Genomic DNA, 15,698 nt, shown 5'->3' with positions numbered 1-15,698 from the left:
TTTTAAACTCCCCCCCCCCCCCCCCCTACCCCGGGTTTTCCCCGGGGGGGGGGCCCCCCCCCCCCCCCCCCCACTCCAGCGTGACATTGGGCGCTGCAAGGCGACCCGGACCGCGTCTAAGGGCAGACTGCCGTCCGGAGCTTGCCGGGCGGGGGCGGACGCAGGGCCGATGCGATCTGCTTGAGCGGAACCGGCGCGACGACGAGCGCGTCCCATGGATGACACTTGCGGGTGCGGTCGAGGAAATCCACGGCCCGGTGCAGGTGCCGAGGCTCATAGTTGTGCACACCGGTGATGGTCAGCCATTGCCGCACAACAGCTTCCGGATCCACCGTCAGCGGCGGTCCGGGGGTGACCGATCCGGCCAGCACCAGGGTGCCGCCGATGTCGAGGCGCGCCAACGCATCTGCCACGGCTGCCGAAGAACCCGTGTAGTCGATCGCGACATCGACCGGCCCACCATCGGAGGAGCGGCCACCGAACTGTGCCGCCAACGCCAGGCGGTCGGCGTTGCGGTCGACCACCTGCACATCGGTACCGGCGTCTGCACAGGCCGCGACTGCGGTCAGCCCGAGCATGCCCGCCCCGCCGATCAGCACCCGACGGCCGGTCAGTTCGCCTGCCGCTTCCAGAGTGGCCATCACCGTCGCGGTCGCGCAGGCCGCAGGTGCGGCGACGGCATCGGAAAGCGTGTCGGGGACGACGGCGATGGTGGTGCCGCGCGGCAGGACCACATGTACGGCATAGGAACCCGACAGGGCCCAGTCGCCGTCGAATGGCTCATGGCCGACCTTGCGCACCGACAGACATTTGGCGCTCAGACCCGACCGGCACCGCGGGCACTCACCACAGGCCACCGTCACCGACCAGATAACGCGTTGGCCCACCGCGACTTCCGTGCCCGAGCCGGTGGCGACGACGTCACCGACGGCCTCATGGCCGAGAACCGACGGGCAGGCCGCGGGACGCCGGCCTGTGACGGTGTGCAGGTCGCTGCCGCACACGGTGGCCAGTCGCACCCGGACCAGGACCTCACCGGCGCCGAGCGCGGGAACCGGCACCGTCCGTACGTCGACGTCGGCGCCGGTCCACACGGCGGCCATCGTCACACGAGGCGGGATCGGATCCATCCGGACAACCTTTCGATGGCGTAGACGATGACGAAGATGACGAGGACGATCGCGCCGGCGACGTCGAAGTTCAGTGTGCGGATCGACTCGAACAGCAGGTAGCCGACGCCGCCCGCACCGACGATGCCCAGGATGGTCGAGGTCCGCACATTCACGTCGAACAGGTAGAGGCTCGATCCGACCATGGCCGGCATGGCTTGCGGAATCACGGCGGAGAACAAGGTCTTCCACCAACCGCCGCCGACGGATCGCACCGCCTCCAGCGGCCCTGGGTCGATCTCCTCGACCGCATCGGCGACCAGTTTGGCCAGGAACCCGATCGAGCCGATGGCCAGTGCGCAGGTACCGGCGATGGGCCCGAGCCCCAGTGCGGCGACGAACACCACGGCCAGGATGAGTTCGGGTACCGCCCGCACCAGCAGGATCCAGGCCCGGGCCAGCCAGTAGACCGCCGGGTGGGGTGTGACGTTGCGGGCCGCCAGGATGCCGACCGGGATCGACAACACCACGCCGATGGCAGTGGACACCACCCCGATGGCGACGGTTTGTCCTGCAGCCGCGAACAACTCACCGCCCAGCGCCGAGAAGTTGGGCGGGATCATCCGGGTGAACACCTCGGCGGCCGGGCCCACCCAGGTGATCAGGGACAGCGGATTGATCTTCAGCACCATGAGGGCCGCGAGACAGGTTGCGACCAGCGCACCGCCGAAGAAGAACCGGGCGGCGCGCTCGCGTGCCGGGTTGGACTGCGCGGAATCCAGGAGCATCCGCCGGATCAGGATGGACAGCAGCTCCATCGCGGCGATGATCGCCAGGATGACACAGGCGATGCCGAGGGCCCGCGGATAGATCAAGCCCCGCAAGGCATCCTGCAGGGCGAAGCCAATGCCGCCCGCGCCGACGAAGCCGAGTACCACCGACATGCGCAGGTTGATGTCGATGCGGTAGATGAAGGTGGCGATCCAGGACGGGATGACCTGGGGAACGACAGCGTTGAGCATCTCGCGGAAATAGCCGACGCCGGTGCTGCGCACCGCCTCGCGTGGGCCGGGGTCGGTCTGCTCGATCGCATCGGCGAACACCTTGCCGAGCATGCCGATGGAATGGATGGCCAGCGCGAGAATGCCGGGCAGCACGCCGATTCCCAGCGCGCGGACCAACAGCACCGCGAACAACAGGTCCGGCATGGCGCGGCAGAACGTGATGATCCCCCGGGCCACCGCCTGTACGGCCGGGTGAGGCGTGGTGTTGCGGGCGGCCAGGAAGGCCAGGGGCACAGAGGCGATCGCGGCGAGCACCGTTCCCAGCACGGCCATCAGCAGGGTTTCGACCGCGAGGCCGCCGATGCGTCCCGGATCATCGAGCCGGGGCGGGATCATGCGCTGCAGCAACGCGATCACTTCGTCGAACCCGTTCAGCAGCGTCGCGGGGGCGAAGTCGATCGACCAGGCCGCGACGAGGGTGGCCAGTACCGCGGAGACACCGACCAGGTGCAGGAGGTTCGGTAGCGGCCGGCGCTGGGGCGTCCGGGGCGCGGACGGGGTCGGGCGTTCGGTCAGGTCGGTACTCACGACGGCCGGGCCGCCGACCGGGCTGCGGGGTCGACGCGTTGGTAGATCTCCATGACGTCGTCGCGGGTCATGCCGACGGCGGGCCGGTCGAGGATCTTCTGGCCATTGCGCAGGCCGACCAGTCGGTGGGCCCAGCCCAGGGCCAGGTCCACCTGGTGCAGCGTGCACACCACGGTCAGCTTCTCCTCGATGCACACCCGGAACAGCAGATCCATGACCACACCGGCGTTTTCGGGATCCAGTGAGGCGACGGGCTCGTCGGCCAGCAGCAGGCCCGGCTTCTGCATCAGGGTGCGGGCGATGGCGACTCGTTGCTGTTGGCCGCCGGAGAGAGTGTCGGCGCGGCGGTCGGCGTAGTCGGCCAGACCGACGCGGTCCAAGTAGGTCAGGGCTTCGACGCGCATCGTCTTGGGGTAGGTCAGGGCGCCGTAACGGGTGAGCCGCAGCTGTCCGAGACCGCCGATCAGGACGTTCTCCAGGCAGCTCAGCCGCCCGACCAGATTGAAATGCTGAAAGACGAACCCCACGTTGCGGCGCAGTGCGCGCAACTGTTTGGCCGAGGCGGTGTCGACGTGGGTGCCGCCGACCTCGACACTGCCGGAGCTGACCGGGTGCAGTCCGTTGAGGCAGCGCAGCAGGGTGGACTTGCCCGACCCGGAAAGTCCGAGCAGCACCAGCATCTCGCTGCGCCGGACGTCGAGGCTGACCTGGTCCAGGGCCAGGGTGTCACCGAAGCGTTTGGTGACGTCGCGGGCGATGACGACAAGATCGTCGCCCGCGACGGAATGGTGGGGTCCGTCGGCGCTCATGGATCTCAGCCCTTGCACTTCTCGGAGCCGGTGACGTCGCAGACGTGGCGCACGCCGCTGTAATCAGAGTCCTCGACGGGGACGAATCCCCAGGCGCGTTCGTCGGTGATCCGGCAGGCGTCGCCCTGGCAGAAGCCTTCGGCCTCGAGGTTGGGCACGTTGACCTTGTCAGCGAAGAGGGTCTTGAGCTTGCCGATCGCCTCGCTACCAAGGGAATCGTTGGCGGCGAACACCGACCCGGCGATCATCTCCGACTTCCAGACCGTCTTGAGCTGACCGGGTTTGAGGTCGCCTTTGGCGATCATGGTCTTGTCCACCATGGTGTCGAAGGCGAAGCCCGCGTCACAGTCACCGTTGGCGATCGCCAGCGCCGAGGAGTCATGGCCACCTGCGAAGATCGGGGACATCGCTCCGGAGAGATCGCCCTCGGAACCGGATTTGATCACCCCGGCCTCGATCAGGCCGGCAGTGGGGTACAGGAAGCCGGACGTCGAGCTCGGGTCCACGAAGCAGACCTTCTTACCGGCAAAATCCTTGAGGCCGTTCACGTTCGCTTCGTCGGCACGGGCCAGGCCGTAGGACTGGTAGCCGGGCTTGGCGCCTTGCTCCTGGATGACGGCGCCAACCGGGGTGACCTTCGCGCCGTTGACGCCGGCCACCACGTAGGCGAACGGGCCGAAGAAGGCGAGGTCGACGTTGTTGGCGATGATGCCCTCGACCACCCCGGCGTAATCGGAGGCCTGGACGAACTCGACCTTGGAGCCGGTCTCCTTCTCCAGCAGTTTGATCAGCGGCTGGTAGCTGGCCTTGAGGTCGGTGGAGTTCTCGGCCGGGATCGCGGCCAGGGTGAGGGTTTCGGGGAAGCCCTGAGCGGTCTTGGCGTCGGAGTTCTCGGAGCTCGAACAGCCGGACAGGACGAGGGCGGCGCTGGCGGTTGCCACGGCAGCGATGCGGGCTGAGGTGCGGGCGGTGCGGAACTTCATGGCGCGCGGGACCTTTCGGGCGGGGGACGTTTGACGGGCAGTGCGCGAGCGGGGGTGCGCAACTGCCCTGCCCCACACCCTGTGGGTTGGTCTATACCAGCGGGTGCATCCAAGTTGGCGAGGAGGTTAACAACACGGCAAGTCTTGGTCTATACCAAGACTTGCTACTGTGGGCAGGTGTCCGCGAGTGCAGAACCGAGGGTTCTCAAGCACCAGGTTGTCCGTGCGCAACTGGAGCGACTGCTCGACGACCTGGAGGTCGGAGACCCGTTTCCGGCAGAGCGGGAGATCGCGGAACGGTTCGACGTAGCCCGCGAGACAGTCCGGCAGGCGTTGCGAGAGTTGTTGCTGGCCGGTCGGATTGAACGACGTGGTCGCACCACCATCGTCGCGCGGCCCAAGATCCTGCAACCCCTGTCCATGGGGTCCTACACCGAGGCTGCCAAGGAACAGGGCCGCAGCGGTGGGCGCATCCTGGTGGGCTGGAGCGATCTGAGCGCCGACGACATCCTGGCCGGCCAGCTCGCGATCGACGTCGGAGGACCCATCTTGCAGCTCGAGCGAGTCCTGACCACCGACGGCATCCGGGTTGGGCTGGAGACTACCAAGCTGCCCGCCGCCCGCTACCCGGGCCTGCGGGAAACCTTCGACTACCGCGACTCGCTCTACGCCGAGATCCGCAGCCGCGGGGTGCATTTCGCGCGCACGGTCGACACTATCGAGACGGCGCTGCCAGACTCACGCGAATCGGCCCTGCTCACCGTCGACACCCGGACGCCGATGTTCCTGCTCAACCGGGTGTCCTACGACCAGCACGGAATCCCGATCGAACAGCGGCGTTCCTTGTATCGGGGTGACCGGATGACCTTTACCGCGGTGATGACCGCGCCGTAGCGGAGCGCTGTGTGCTCAACAGCGGTCGCGGTAGGCACGGGGTGATACCCCTACACGGCGTCGGAAGGCACTGGAGAAGTGGCTCGGCCGAGAAAATCCGACGAGTGCACTGATTTCGGCAATCGTCCGCGAGGTATATCGGAGTAGATGCTTGGCGCGTTCGAATCGGAGATCCAGCAGATACTGGTACGGGGTGGTGTGGAAGGCGGCCCGGAACGCGGTGATGAATACCGCCACGGGCATGTTGGCTTGCCCCGCAAGGGTTTCGAGTGTGATTGCCGAATCGATGCTGTCCTCGAGAAACTCGATGACCTTCGAGCGAGTGGTCGCGTCCAGGGTGTCGGGCCTACGCTCGGCCGGGGGCGGTGGGTTCTCTGCACAGGTCCTGGAGATCACCAACCGTAGGGTTTCGCCCACCGAGTCGGTGAGAAGCCGGGTGCCAGGGACGTCACGATCGGCGACGGCGTAGATGCGCTCCACCATTTCATGGATCAGCGGATTGCGGTGTTTGATACGGGGAACCAGCGTCGGAGCCTCGAGCAGGACATCGGGGATGGCGATCTCGCAGGTGTCGACGGTATCGCCTTCGACCAGGGCCGCGCACTCGTCGCCGACCGGCACCACCCAGATGTCGCCGGCCTTGGGAAGTACTCGGCCCGAGGGGCCCCAATCCAAGTCGGTCTCCATGGAGCGCACTTTCCCGGCGCGGTGCACGAACAGCAGGTGGTGATTCTCGTCGAGACAGCACCATTCGGTCGTGGAGTGGATCTCCTCGGTCGCGAACCTGACGGACATGCCACCGGTGGCGACGCGCGTCTCGCTCAATACGAGGCGTCGGGACTGAGGTCGGTCGTCGTTCCACGGCTTCGTTGCCACGCGTGAACTTCCTGAGTTATCAACGGCTACGTCAATCTTGCCAACAGGGTATCGATCCGGGCCAATGTTGCGGGCTATTTCGATTCAAAAAAATTGGGTGAATGTCTGCAGCAACGCCTTGCCCTCCTGGCTGGGTTGCGGCGTACTCCGCGGCGAAGTCGGTTGGGACACCATTGGCCCTGGCCCCCCTGGCGGGATAGCTCAGTGAATGTTGAATGCAAATGATTGTCGACATTGGATCGCTCGAACCGGCGCGGTGCCGTGGTCAGCGATGTGGGCGTTCGATCGTTATCACGAGCTGATGCGCCCATATGTAATTCAGTCACAGCAGCTTTCGTCGGGCGGAGCCGCCGGCCCGATTGCGACCTGGCCGAGATCGAGTGATGATCTCGGCCAGGTCCCGTGCGCCGGTGTTACCTGGCGTCCCCCGAACTGCCGGAACCGGCGTCGCTCTTGCTCGAATTGTCCGCCTTGGCTTGTTTGGCGGGTTTGGTGAGTGCCTTCTTCAGTCCTTCGCCGATCTTGTTGGCAGTGGACGAGATTCCGTCACGGACATCGGAGGCCAACTTGCCCGCAGGTTTGTTGGTGGTGGCGCTGCCCTTCCCGGGAACCGCAACGAGGCTCTCCCGAACTAGGCGAATCGATGGCTCTTTGGCGGGTGCAGGCGTGACGGCTTCTGTCGCGGTTGACCCATTCGCGGTCGCAGGGGCGTCGGCTGCCAGTGAATCGGCCTCTGGTGCAACAGGATCTGCTGTTGGTGCCGCGTCAGTTTTCGGCGCCGAGGCTGCCGGTCCCGCCGCCAGGGTTACCGAGGTTGCGGCGGCAGCATCCGGAACAGTGGGCAGTTCGGCCGGCTGCAAATTGAAGGTAATCGACGGCTTAGGCTTCCCGATTGCCTCAGCTGCGGTTTCCAGCCACTTCACGGCGTACTTGACTGGGCCATATTCGCCGAGCAGCCCACTCTGACCGTATGGGCCGTACCCATTCAGCACGGCGCCCGCAAGCACGGCAGGAGCATTGAGCGCGATGCTTGCTGCGGTCTCGACGTCGCCCACCTCAATCGCATCGACGAGTCCTTGTGCAGTGTCCGATAGCGCCGCTTGGACAGCGCCCCCTGTGCCGAAGGCGAAGTTCTGACCGGCGGAGACAATGAGGTTCGGTATCGTCGCGACGAACTTCTGGAGGTGCGTCATCGTCGTGTTCACGATGTTAAAAGCGCCGAGCAGAGGAAATCCGATGCTCGCGGCCGGCAAGTACCAGAGCGCTTGGTAGATGCTTCCGATGGCGCTCCCGACGTCGCCTGCCGCAACCTGGTCGACAGCTTTCTGCAGCCAGCCGACTGAACCGTACGGATTGCTGGGATCGAGCAGGCCCTCGATGTTGGTGGCCACCTGCTGACCGATACCAGCCAGCGCGGTTGCGTTCGCCATCTGATTGGCGATCACCTGGCGCAGGATCGGCGCTGGATTATTGATAATGACCTGGCCGCGCACTTCGAGGTTGGTTATTGTCGCCGCCAGTACCGAGGCCCACGTGTCCAGCGGGTTTGTGAATGCTGAGAGTTCGACCGCTGCCTGCGATGACAGCGCAGGCGGGTGGATTGCCGGGGGTGGGGCGAGAGGCGTGGCCGCGATGACGCTGGCGCCGACGAGGGCGATCCCCGCAGTCGCATACGGCCGTAGAGCGAGGTTCAACTCGGTCTCCTTCGGTTCAGATGAGGGCATCAGCTATCACTGACCGGCCGAAAATACGGACTGGACTGCGGACGCGCATTCACATTCTTTTTGGCTTTCGAAATATTCCGACCGGCGCCGTTGAGATGTGGCTACTCCGGCCAAATCGTCGATCTGGGGCGGGCAGCGGGCGTACCCTGACGCCGTTCGTGATGGTGCTGCCTGGGGGTTGCTCGGATGGGTATGAAGCCATGGGATGGGGACCGGCCGCTGACCCCGCGCGTTGTGTTGGAGCAGAAGGATGTCGCGGCGCGTGGCTTGGCATTCACCTTCGGCACTGAGCAGATATCCGAGCCGACAGATTGGTGCAGCTTCAGCGACACGCATCATCTGGTGTACGTATACCGCGGTGGTGCAATGCATTCGATGCAGACCGCCCTCGATTGGGGGTCGTCCGGGCAAACGCTGCCGACGGCGGGGGATGTCTGGTGGAAACCCGCCGGCATCCCATGCGCGGCCTTGGTCCAGGGAGGCATCGCAGGATACTGCGAGATCGCATTGCCGCGCCGGATCATCGGCGACACCGCGCTGCTTCCCCGGATAAAATACCGGGATCCGCTGATGCACCACTTGGTCGAGGAGATCTACAGCGTCGCGGACCGCGACGACGCGATCGCTCGGTTGCTCACCGACTCTGTGGCCGAGACCATGGCGCTGCTGATCAGGGACAAGTATGCCGAGGCTCCGCCGGCGGAGCGCGAACTCCGGACCCTGGATACCGCGACTCGCGCGATGCTTGTCGAGTTCCTCAACGACAGCCTGGATTCCGAGATCCACCTGGACGCGCTGGCGCGGCTGACCGGGATGCCGGTCCAGGGATTCATCGGTGCTTTCCGTCGCGCCTTCCACACCACGCCCTACCAATTCCTGTTGGATCTGCGGATCGATCGGGCCAAGACGCTGCTGCTGACCACCTCGAAGACGATCGCGGAAATCGGCTCGTCAGTGGGGTTTTCGACGCCGAGCCATTTCGCTACGGCATTCCGGCGGCGGGTGGGAGTCTCACCCAGCGGTTACCGTCAGCGTTCGTGAGTGCCTGAGCGAGCGTCCCCGCCCGAGGCCGGGCGGGGACGGGGCGTCTACTACCTGGCATCCCCCGAACTGTCGCCCGATGCGCCTGCCGGCTTCTTGGCCGGCTTGCCAAGGGCTGACTTGATCCCTTCGCCAATCTTGTTGGCAGTAGCCGAGACTTGTTCGCTCACGCTTGAGGCAATCTTGTGGGCCTGGGCGTTCCTCAACGTTTTCAGGCCGGGTTTCCCTGGCGCCGCGACGAGACTGTCTCGAACAAGAGGCTTCGTCTCGGGCGTCGCCTCTGTCGCTGACGTCGCGTCGGGGGTCGAAACGACCTCAGTCGCCGCCTTGGTTTCCTGCTCCGCCTGCGGTGTTTCGACCGACGGTGCCTCGACTGGCACTGTTTGCGCGGCCGGCAGTGACTTTGCAAGATCGGGAACCAGTTTCGCGGTCCGGAACTCTTCCTCCGGGTCTGGCGGCGGCGGGTTCAGGATGTCGCGGAAATTCTGACGTGTGTCGTCGAGGGAGAACCTCCACAAGTCGGCAACACCGAGGGCCGCGGTTGCGATGTTCGCGGCACCATGCTGGATGACGTTGACGATTTCGCCGGGATCACCCGTTGGCACTGCCTTCACGAGTTTGTCCAGGGTGCCTGTCACCGCGCCGATGACGCTGTACACCGACAGCAGCTGTCCGGGGCCGAGGGACCAGGCACCCATGATTGCGGCGTTGGTCAGATCCCTCGCGACATCGAACTGGGTCTTCACGAAGTTCTGGATGTTCATCAGCTGCATGAACGTGGTCATGAACGGTCCCATGGCGATGGGCATGAACGCCCCGACCGCTCCGGTGAAATCGCCTGCCGCCAATTTCTGCGCGTAGGTGGTCAATGCCCCTGGGAGCCCGGCCACCAGCCCGGCATAGGACTGACCGAGGGTACTGGCAATATCGCCAAGCGTTTTGCCGTCCGCGGCGAGCTTGCCGGCCAGCCCGACAATGATGGGGAACGGGTCGTCGATCTCGGCCTGGATCGCATTCTGAATTACGGTGCTCGCCTTGGTGAATACCGGGGAGAACACCTCGATGGGGTTATCGATCGCCGCACTGAGTTGTATCGAGTGGGATTGCATCTCGGGCGGGGGCGCGGCCACCGGGGTGACTGCGATGACGCCGGCGCCGACCAAGGCGACACCGGCCGTCATATATGGCCGTAGAGCGAGGTTCAAGAAGGTCTCCTTCGCAACAGCGGGATGCCAGCTACTGCTGACCGCGCGAAGGTATCTGGAAAGTCGCCGAACAACATTCGCATTCTTTTCGACGTTTGAATTGTTGACGCGGCGAGGGTGGCTCCCCTTGATCAGCGAGGGGCGCGATAGTTGCGGGGTGACATGCCGACCCGGCGGCGGAAGGCTGTGGCGAAATGATTGGGCGTCGAGAAGCCCACCATTGCGCTGATCTCGGTGACAGTCCGAGTGGTATGTAGCAGCAGCGATTTCGCGCGTTCGATCCGTCGATCAAGCAGGTACTGGTAGGGCGTGGTGTGGAATGCGGCCCGGAATGCCTTGATGAAGCCGCCGACTGACATCTTCGCTTGCTGCGCAAGCATTTCGAGAGTGATCTCCGAGTCCATGCCGTCCTCGAGAAACTCGATGATCTTCGAGCGGGTGGCGGCATCCAGGGTGTCGGGCCTCCGCTCAACCCGGCGCGGTGGATCCGCCGTGTACATGTCGGTGAGCAACAGCCTCAAGGTTTCGCTCACGGAGTCGGTGAGCAGCCGTGCGAGCGCATCGCCGCGATCGGCAACTTCGTAGATGCGCTCCACCATCTGATGGATCAGCGGGTCGCGGTGCTTCACGCGCGGAATCAACGTCGTCTCGCCGAGCAGCTGATCGGGGATGGCGATCTCGCAGTACGCCGCTGTGTCGCCTACGACCAGTGACGCGCACTTGTCGCCGGCGGGCACCACCCAGATATCGCCCACGCTGGGCAGTGCCCGGCCCGACGGGCCCCAATCGAGATCTGTCTCCATCGAGCGCAGCTGTCCGGCTCGGTGGACGTAGACCAGGTGCCGGGCGTCGTCGTAACAGCACCAATCGGTCGTCGCGTGAATCTGCTCGGTGGCGTACCGGATGGACAAGCCGCGGGTCGCGACGGCCCGCTCACCGAGCACGACACGTCGGGTCATGGGCCGATCGCCGGTCCACGGCTTCATCGCCACATGCGTCCCTCCTGCGCGCTGTCGGCTGCGTCAATCCGGCTCGGAGCGTAGCGATGCGGAGATGAGCGGGTGGGTGTTTTCGCCTTGAAGTACCGATCGGAGCGCGGTACGTGCCAACCAAAGTTGTCTTAGAAACCTCTTAATTCCGTGACCAATTTGTGACTAATGACCTGCGAAAACACGCCGAGCAAATGCTTGACACGTTTCTGAGGAAACTCGTAGATCCGGGGAGCGGTTGCTGCGTTGTCACAGAACGACCCGTATGGTGCCCGTGTGGGCCGACATGCATTAGCCAGCCCCCGCCAGCGCAAACTTCCGGCGGTAGCGGCTGCGATCGTTGCGCCGGTCGCTGCGTTCTTCGCCGCCGGCGGCGATGCCCACCCCTATCCCGTCGAGCACGTGGCCGAGCCCGCCGCGGCCTCTGAAGCTGCGCCGTGCTGCATGGAGATCGTGGCCGCATCGGCCGCGTCCGCGTCGGCTCCCTCGGTACAGACTCTCTCGTTGAGCGCGGCGCAGGCACAGCCGGCCACCGCCTCGCGCTGGCGCGTCCTCAACATTCCCCAGCTGTTACCCGTCGGCATCGCACCCGAGCGTGGCCTGCAGGTCAAAACCATCCTGGCCGCCCGCAGCGTCCACGCCGATTTCCCTCAGATCCACGAGATCGGCGGCGTCCGTCCGGACGCGCTGCGCTGGCATCCCAACGGCCTGGCGCTCGACGTGATGATCCCCAATCCGAGCAGTTCTGAAGGCATTGCGCTCGGCAACCGGATCGTCGCCTATGCCCTGAAGAACGCCGATCGGTTCGCGCTGCAGGATGCGATCTGGCGCGGCACCTATTACACGCCCGACGGCGGTGCGAAAGCCGGCGGCTACGGGCATTACGACCACGTTCACCTCACCACCAAGGGCGGCGGGTACCCGACCGGCGGCGAGCAGTACCTGCGCTGAGCGTGTCGGCCGATCACCGGTGCGCACGACGTTTAGATTCGCGTCGTGGCGCGCAGAATGTCGTTCCGCCGGGCGCGGTCGGTGATGAGCGCCGAGATCGGCGCGATCCGCCGCAGCGACCCCGACCTCGACGCGGGTGATATCGCCGGCTTCACCCTGCCGATCCTGGTGCGTGCCCTGGGCGTGGTGGCCATCGGTGTGGTGCCACTCCTGGTGGTCCGCAACGGGGAAACCGCGAATGAGCAACTGGTCCCCGTCATCGGCTCACTGGCCCTGGTGATCATCTGCGTGGCCGTGGTGGCCTGGCTGATCTCGATCATCATCTCCGGGTTGGTGGTGATGATCCTCTACCGGACCCGGCCGGCGTCGTCCTCGCGCCTGGTGATGCGCATCCTGACCGACTCCTTCATGCGCATCGACGACTCCACCTCGGCGCTGATGCTGCTGGCCCTGCTGGCCGGCCTGCTGTCGTTGGCGTTCGGTCTGCCGACCCGGACCGCGGACGAACTGGCCAATTCGGTGCTCGACGACCTGCTGGCGGCGCAGATCGGTGTGCTGTTGGTGGCGTTGGGTTTTGCGTTCATCGCCGAGTCGATCCGCTCGGCCGCAGACATCGTCGATGACCAGTCCCTGCTGCTGGCCTGGCCGTGGGCACTGATCATCGCCTCGCTCAGCTGGGTGCTGTCCACCGTTGCAGGCCCATTCGAGGCCACCCGGATGCTGACCATCCTGTTGCACGAATGGCTGCCCGCCGAGGTCGACGGACAACCCAGCGCGCAGGTGATCGCCGAACTGGTTCCGCCCTCAGCGCGCTGGTGGGTGGCGTTCGGCCCACTGCCGATCATCGCCGCGATCTGGGCCTACGAGGCGTACCGGCGCGGCGGGTTCCTCGCGATCCGCAGGTTCTTCGAGGACGACCAAGCACCCGTTCCGTCGGACGGTCCGCGCGACAGCAACGACCCGGCAGGTTAGCCTTCGCGGGACAGAGGGGGTGCGCGTGGCCGACGTGGCATCGTCGCTGTATCTGGTGCGGCGCAGTCTGAGCATGCTGCGGTCGGTGCGGGGCGTGCTGACACTACTGTTGGTGATCGGGGTGATCGCCTCGGCGCTGCCCTATGTCACCGTGGCGGCCTTCGGGCCGATGGTCCAGGTCATCTCGGAGGCCGGCAACAGCGGAAACCTCAGCGGGGTATGGGATCTGAGCGGACCGCTGGTCGCCCGTCAGGACGGCCTGCTGCACGCGCTGGCCGGACCGGTGCCGTTCGCGGTGCTGCTCGTGGTCTGGGCGGCCTCCCTGGTGCTGACCCAGCTCATGTACTTCGTCAACGCCTGGATCGGAGCGAGGGTCGAACGGGTCCTGCTGGTCGACATCCGCCAGCGTGTCCACGACCACCTACAGTCGCTGTCCCTGGACTTCTTCCTGACTTCGCGCAGCGGCGAGCTGATGCACCGGGTGATGACGGAATCCGCTGGTGTGCAGCGACTTCTGACCGACTGCCTGTTGCCCCCGTTGATCGACGCGGTGGTGCTCGTGGTGGTGATCAGCTACCTGTTGGCCATCTCGTGGCAGATGACCGTGGCCGCGCTGGTGCTGACACCCCTGGCTCTGCTCACCCTCAAATTCGCCGGCCGCCACGTGCAGGAGGTGATGAGGCGGGTGATGAACGCCGAGCGGGCGATGGCCGCCGAGGTCGAGCAGACGATCAGCGGGATCGCCGAGATTCAGACGTTCAACGCGCAACCAGTCCGCAGCAAGCGGTTTCATGCCGTGTCAGAGGAGGCCGCCAAGGGATCGGCGGCCTCGGTGGTCTGGATGCAGGCCACCGTCAATGGCTCGCAGATCTTCGTCGCCCTCAGCACCGTCGTCGTGCTGCTGGTCGGTGTCGGGCTCAGCGGGCACTTCGGGCTGACGTTCGCCGGGCTGCTGGTGTTCGCGGGTGTGGTTCCGGCGATGTTCGGTGCCGCGCAACGAGTCCTGGGCGCCTACACCACCTACCAGTCGTTGGCTCCGAACGTGATGTCCACCTACGAGCTGCTCGACACCAAGCCTTCGGTGCGCGAAGCCGAGGACGCGGTGGCGCTCGGCGAGGTGCACGGCAACCTGGTATTCGAGGACGTGACCTTCGGCTATGTCGCCGGCGAGAACGTACTGGACGGGTTGTCGTTCACGGTCGCTGAGGGCGAGACGGTGGGACTGGTCGGCGGAATCGGGTCAGGAAAGTCGACGGTCTTCAACCTGCTCCTGAGATTCCGCGACCCGCAGCGTGGGCGGATCCTATTGGACGGCAAGGATATTTCGACCGTCACGCTTGTCTCACTGCGCGACCAGGTGTCCAAACTCGCCCAGTTCCCGTTCTTCACCAAGGACACCATCCGGGAGAACATCCGGTTGGCCCGCCCACAGGCCACCGACGCCGAGATCGAAGAGGCCTGCACCGAGGCCCATATCCATGCGGTCATCGAGACCAAGATGCACGACGGCTACGACACCGTGGTCGATGTCCAGATCCCTTCCGGTGGGCAGAAACGCCTGATCGCCCTCGCGCGCTGTCTGCTGCGCCGTCCCGAGGTGCTGCTGCTCGACGAGCCGACCGAGAATCTCGACGCCGATGAGCGGGCCCGCATGATCGGGGTGATCCGCGGCTATGCCAGCGAGCGCACCTGCCTGGTGATCAGCCACGATCTGGATTTCATTGCCGCGGTAGCCGACCGGATCCTGGTACTCGAGGACGGGTGCATCTCACAGAGCGGCGACCATCGAGAGTTGATGGCCCAGGACGGCCTGTACAAGCGGCTGCACGAGGTGCAGAACGGGAGCTAGTCGGTTGGGGTCTCGTCGTCGGCCTCGGGTTCTGCGTCGGGCACGTCGCGTCGTCGCGCGAACATCAGCACCATGTCTCGGATCGGCACCTCGCGCCGGCCGCCCCATTCCGGGCCGACGGCGTAGTCGGCATCGGTGGCGACGAACCGGTAGCCCGGTAGGTCCCGTTGCGGGGCGAACGGAAACTTCATGTGCCACAGGCGGTCTGCGACGGCGACGGCGGCGTCTGGGGGCATCGGCCGGTCGATCCCGAGCGGGATGCAGATATCTTGCGTGTGAATCAGGATGTCCAGCAGCGGATCGACCTCTTTGGTCAGCGGCGGGCGTTTACGCGACCCGGCCATGGCGCGCAGTCGTGCAGTGATAGCGGCCGGGTCGGATGGGTCCTCCAGCGCCGCCCGGCGGACCATCGCGTCGAACCGGAAGCCCGACTTGAGCGCCGCCGGCAACATCTCGCCGATGCTCGCGTGGGACTGCGTGATGTGGATGGCCACCTCGCGCACCGTCCAACCCGCGCACAGTGACTGGGTGGCCCACTGTTGCGGTTCGAGAGTGTCGAGGAGATCAGCGAGGTGTCCGCGCTGTTCATCGACATTGCGCCAGATCGTGTCGGAGTCCATGGCCGCTCCTATCGTCAGGGTTCTCTGAACAAACTAGTCGGGCCTGCAAACAGCACTCTGGCCCAGCACCGGGTGCTGGGCCAG

At 65.4% G+C, this 15,698-nt stretch carries 14 protein-coding genes; 5 read left to right on the top strand and 9 right to left on the bottom strand.

Annotated elements, in window-relative coordinates; translation table 11 throughout:
• Positions 1 to 116: 116 nt before the first annotated feature.
• The 4 genes from AB0876_RS22125 to AB0876_RS22110 are packed head-to-tail and all read right to left on the bottom strand — an operon-like array spanning position 117 to position 4,493.
• On the bottom strand, positions 117 to 1,130 hold the full coding sequence (locus AB0876_RS22125) for a zinc-binding dehydrogenase (protein WP_491842058.1): 1,014 nt from the start codon (positions 1,128 to 1,130) through the stop codon (positions 117 to 119).
• Complete coding sequence (gene phnE, locus AB0876_RS22120) at positions 1,106 to 2,701, bottom strand: phosphonate ABC transporter, permease protein PhnE (protein WP_491842057.1); 1,596 nt, start codon at positions 2,699 to 2,701, stop codon at positions 1,106 to 1,108. The genes AB0876_RS22125 and phnE overlap by 25 nt, the downstream gene beginning before the upstream one ends.
• Positions 2,698 to 3,510, bottom strand: coding sequence for a phosphonate ABC transporter ATP-binding protein (phnC, locus tag AB0876_RS22115; protein ID WP_491842056.1), 813 nt, complete (start codon positions 3,508 to 3,510; stop codon positions 2,698 to 2,700). Before phnC ends, phnE begins: the two co-directional genes overlap by 4 nt.
• Positions 3,511 to 3,515: 5 nt before the next feature.
• Positions 3,516 to 4,493, bottom strand: a complete 978-nt coding sequence (locus tag AB0876_RS22110) for a phosphate/phosphite/phosphonate ABC transporter substrate-binding protein (protein ID WP_491842055.1) — start codon at positions 4,491 to 4,493, stop codon at positions 3,516 to 3,518.
• 177 nt (positions 4,494 to 4,670) lie between these two features.
• Between AB0876_RS22110 and AB0876_RS22105 the strand changes: the two genes are divergently transcribed.
• Positions 4,671 to 5,387, top strand: a complete 717-nt coding sequence (locus tag AB0876_RS22105) for a GntR family transcriptional regulator (protein ID WP_463790444.1) — start codon at positions 4,671 to 4,673, stop codon at positions 5,385 to 5,387.
• Positions 5,388 to 5,402: 15 nt separating this feature from the next.
• Here the strand turns inward: AB0876_RS22105 and AB0876_RS22100 are convergent, their stop codons facing one another.
• Positions 5,403 to 6,263: an AraC family transcriptional regulator gene (locus AB0876_RS22100; RefSeq protein ID WP_491842054.1), complete on the bottom strand. Its 861-nt coding sequence runs from the start codon at positions 6,261 to 6,263 to the stop codon at positions 5,403 to 5,405.
• Positions 6,264 to 6,676: 413 nt separating this feature from the next.
• Positions 6,677 to 7,987 carry a hypothetical protein gene (locus AB0876_RS22095; protein ID WP_491842053.1) on the bottom strand — a complete coding sequence of 437 codons (1,311 nt, stop codon included), beginning with the start codon at positions 7,985 to 7,987 and terminating at the stop codon, positions 6,677 to 6,679.
• A 186-nt stretch (positions 7,988 to 8,173) separates the two neighbouring features.
• Between AB0876_RS22095 and AB0876_RS22090 the strand changes: the two genes are divergently transcribed.
• Positions 8,174 to 9,028 (top strand): helix-turn-helix domain-containing protein, encoded by an 855-nt coding sequence (locus AB0876_RS22090; protein WP_491842052.1) that lies wholly within the window; start codon positions 8,174 to 8,176, stop codon positions 9,026 to 9,028.
• Positions 9,029 to 9,078: 50 nt separating this feature from the next.
• On the opposite strand, the gene AB0876_RS22085 is transcribed toward AB0876_RS22090, so the two are convergent.
• Complete coding sequence (locus AB0876_RS22085) at positions 9,079 to 10,233, bottom strand: hypothetical protein (protein WP_491842051.1); 1,155 nt, start codon at positions 10,231 to 10,233, stop codon at positions 9,079 to 9,081.
• A 131-nt stretch (positions 10,234 to 10,364) separates the two neighbouring features.
• Complete coding sequence (locus AB0876_RS22080; protein ID WP_491842050.1) at positions 10,365 to 11,192, bottom strand: helix-turn-helix transcriptional regulator; 828 nt, start codon at positions 11,190 to 11,192, stop codon at positions 10,365 to 10,367.
• A gap of 306 nt (positions 11,193 to 11,498) precedes the next feature.
• On the opposite strand from AB0876_RS22080, the gene AB0876_RS22075 reads away from it, so the two are divergent.
• The 3 genes from AB0876_RS22075 to AB0876_RS22065 are packed head-to-tail and all read left to right on the top strand — an operon-like array spanning position 11,499 to position 14,994.
• Positions 11,499 to 12,173, top strand: a complete 675-nt coding sequence (locus tag AB0876_RS22075; protein ID WP_491842049.1) for a VldE C-terminal domain-containing protein — start codon at positions 11,499 to 11,501, stop codon at positions 12,171 to 12,173.
• Positions 12,174 to 12,230: 57 nt separating this feature from the next.
• Positions 12,231 to 13,145, top strand: a complete 915-nt coding sequence (locus AB0876_RS22070; protein ID WP_491842196.1) for a hypothetical protein — start codon at positions 12,231 to 12,233, stop codon at positions 13,143 to 13,145.
• 25 nt (positions 13,146 to 13,170) lie between these two features.
• On the top strand, positions 13,171 to 14,994 hold the full coding sequence (locus AB0876_RS22065) for an ABC transporter ATP-binding protein (protein WP_491842048.1): 1,824 nt from the start codon (positions 13,171 to 13,173) through the stop codon (positions 14,992 to 14,994).
• Here the strand turns inward: AB0876_RS22065 and AB0876_RS22060 are convergent.
• Positions 14,991 to 15,614, bottom strand: a complete 624-nt coding sequence (locus AB0876_RS22060) for a maleylpyruvate isomerase family mycothiol-dependent enzyme (RefSeq protein WP_491842047.1) — start codon at positions 15,612 to 15,614, stop codon at positions 14,991 to 14,993. The genes AB0876_RS22065 and AB0876_RS22060 overlap by 4 nt on opposite strands.
• Between the last annotated feature and the right edge of the window lie 84 nt (positions 15,615 to 15,698).

It is taken from the genome of Mycobacterium sp. NPDC049093 (assembly GCF_040704635.1).
Lineage (GTDB): Bacteria > Actinomycetota > Actinomycetes > Mycobacteriales > Mycobacteriaceae > Mycobacterium.
The sequence above is the reverse complement of the archived record's forward strand: the minus strand, read 5'-3'. Positions and strand labels throughout refer to the sequence as shown.

Bases quoted from the DNA above. Each gene is read 5' to 3' on its own strand.
- phnC (WP_491842056.1), bottom strand. From the start codon at position 3,510: ATGAGCGCCGACGGACCCCACCATTCCGTCGCGGGCGACGATCTTGTC.
- AB0876_RS22060 (WP_491842047.1), bottom strand. From the start codon at position 15,614: ATGGACTCCGACACGATCTGGCGCAATGTCGATGAACAGCGCGGACAC.
- AB0876_RS22110 (WP_491842055.1), bottom strand. From the start codon at position 4,493: ATGAAGTTCCGCACCGCCCGCACCTCAGCCCGCATCGCTGCCGTGGCA.
- AB0876_RS22125 (WP_491842058.1), bottom strand. From the start codon at position 1,130: ATGGATCCGATCCCGCCTCGTGTGACGATGGCCGCCGTGTGGACCGGC.
- AB0876_RS22095 (WP_491842053.1), bottom strand. From the start codon at position 7,987: ATGCCCTCATCTGAACCGAAGGAGACCGAGTTGAACCTCGCTCTACGG.
- AB0876_RS22080 (WP_491842050.1), bottom strand. From the start codon at position 11,192: ATGACCCGACGTGTCGTGCTCGGTGAGCGGGCCGTCGCGACCCGCGGC.
- AB0876_RS22070 (WP_491842196.1), top strand. From the start codon at position 12,231: ATGTCGTTCCGCCGGGCGCGGTCGGTGATGAGCGCCGAGATCGGCGCG.
- AB0876_RS22090 (WP_491842052.1), top strand. From the start codon at position 8,174: ATGGGTATGAAGCCATGGGATGGGGACCGGCCGCTGACCCCGCGCGTT.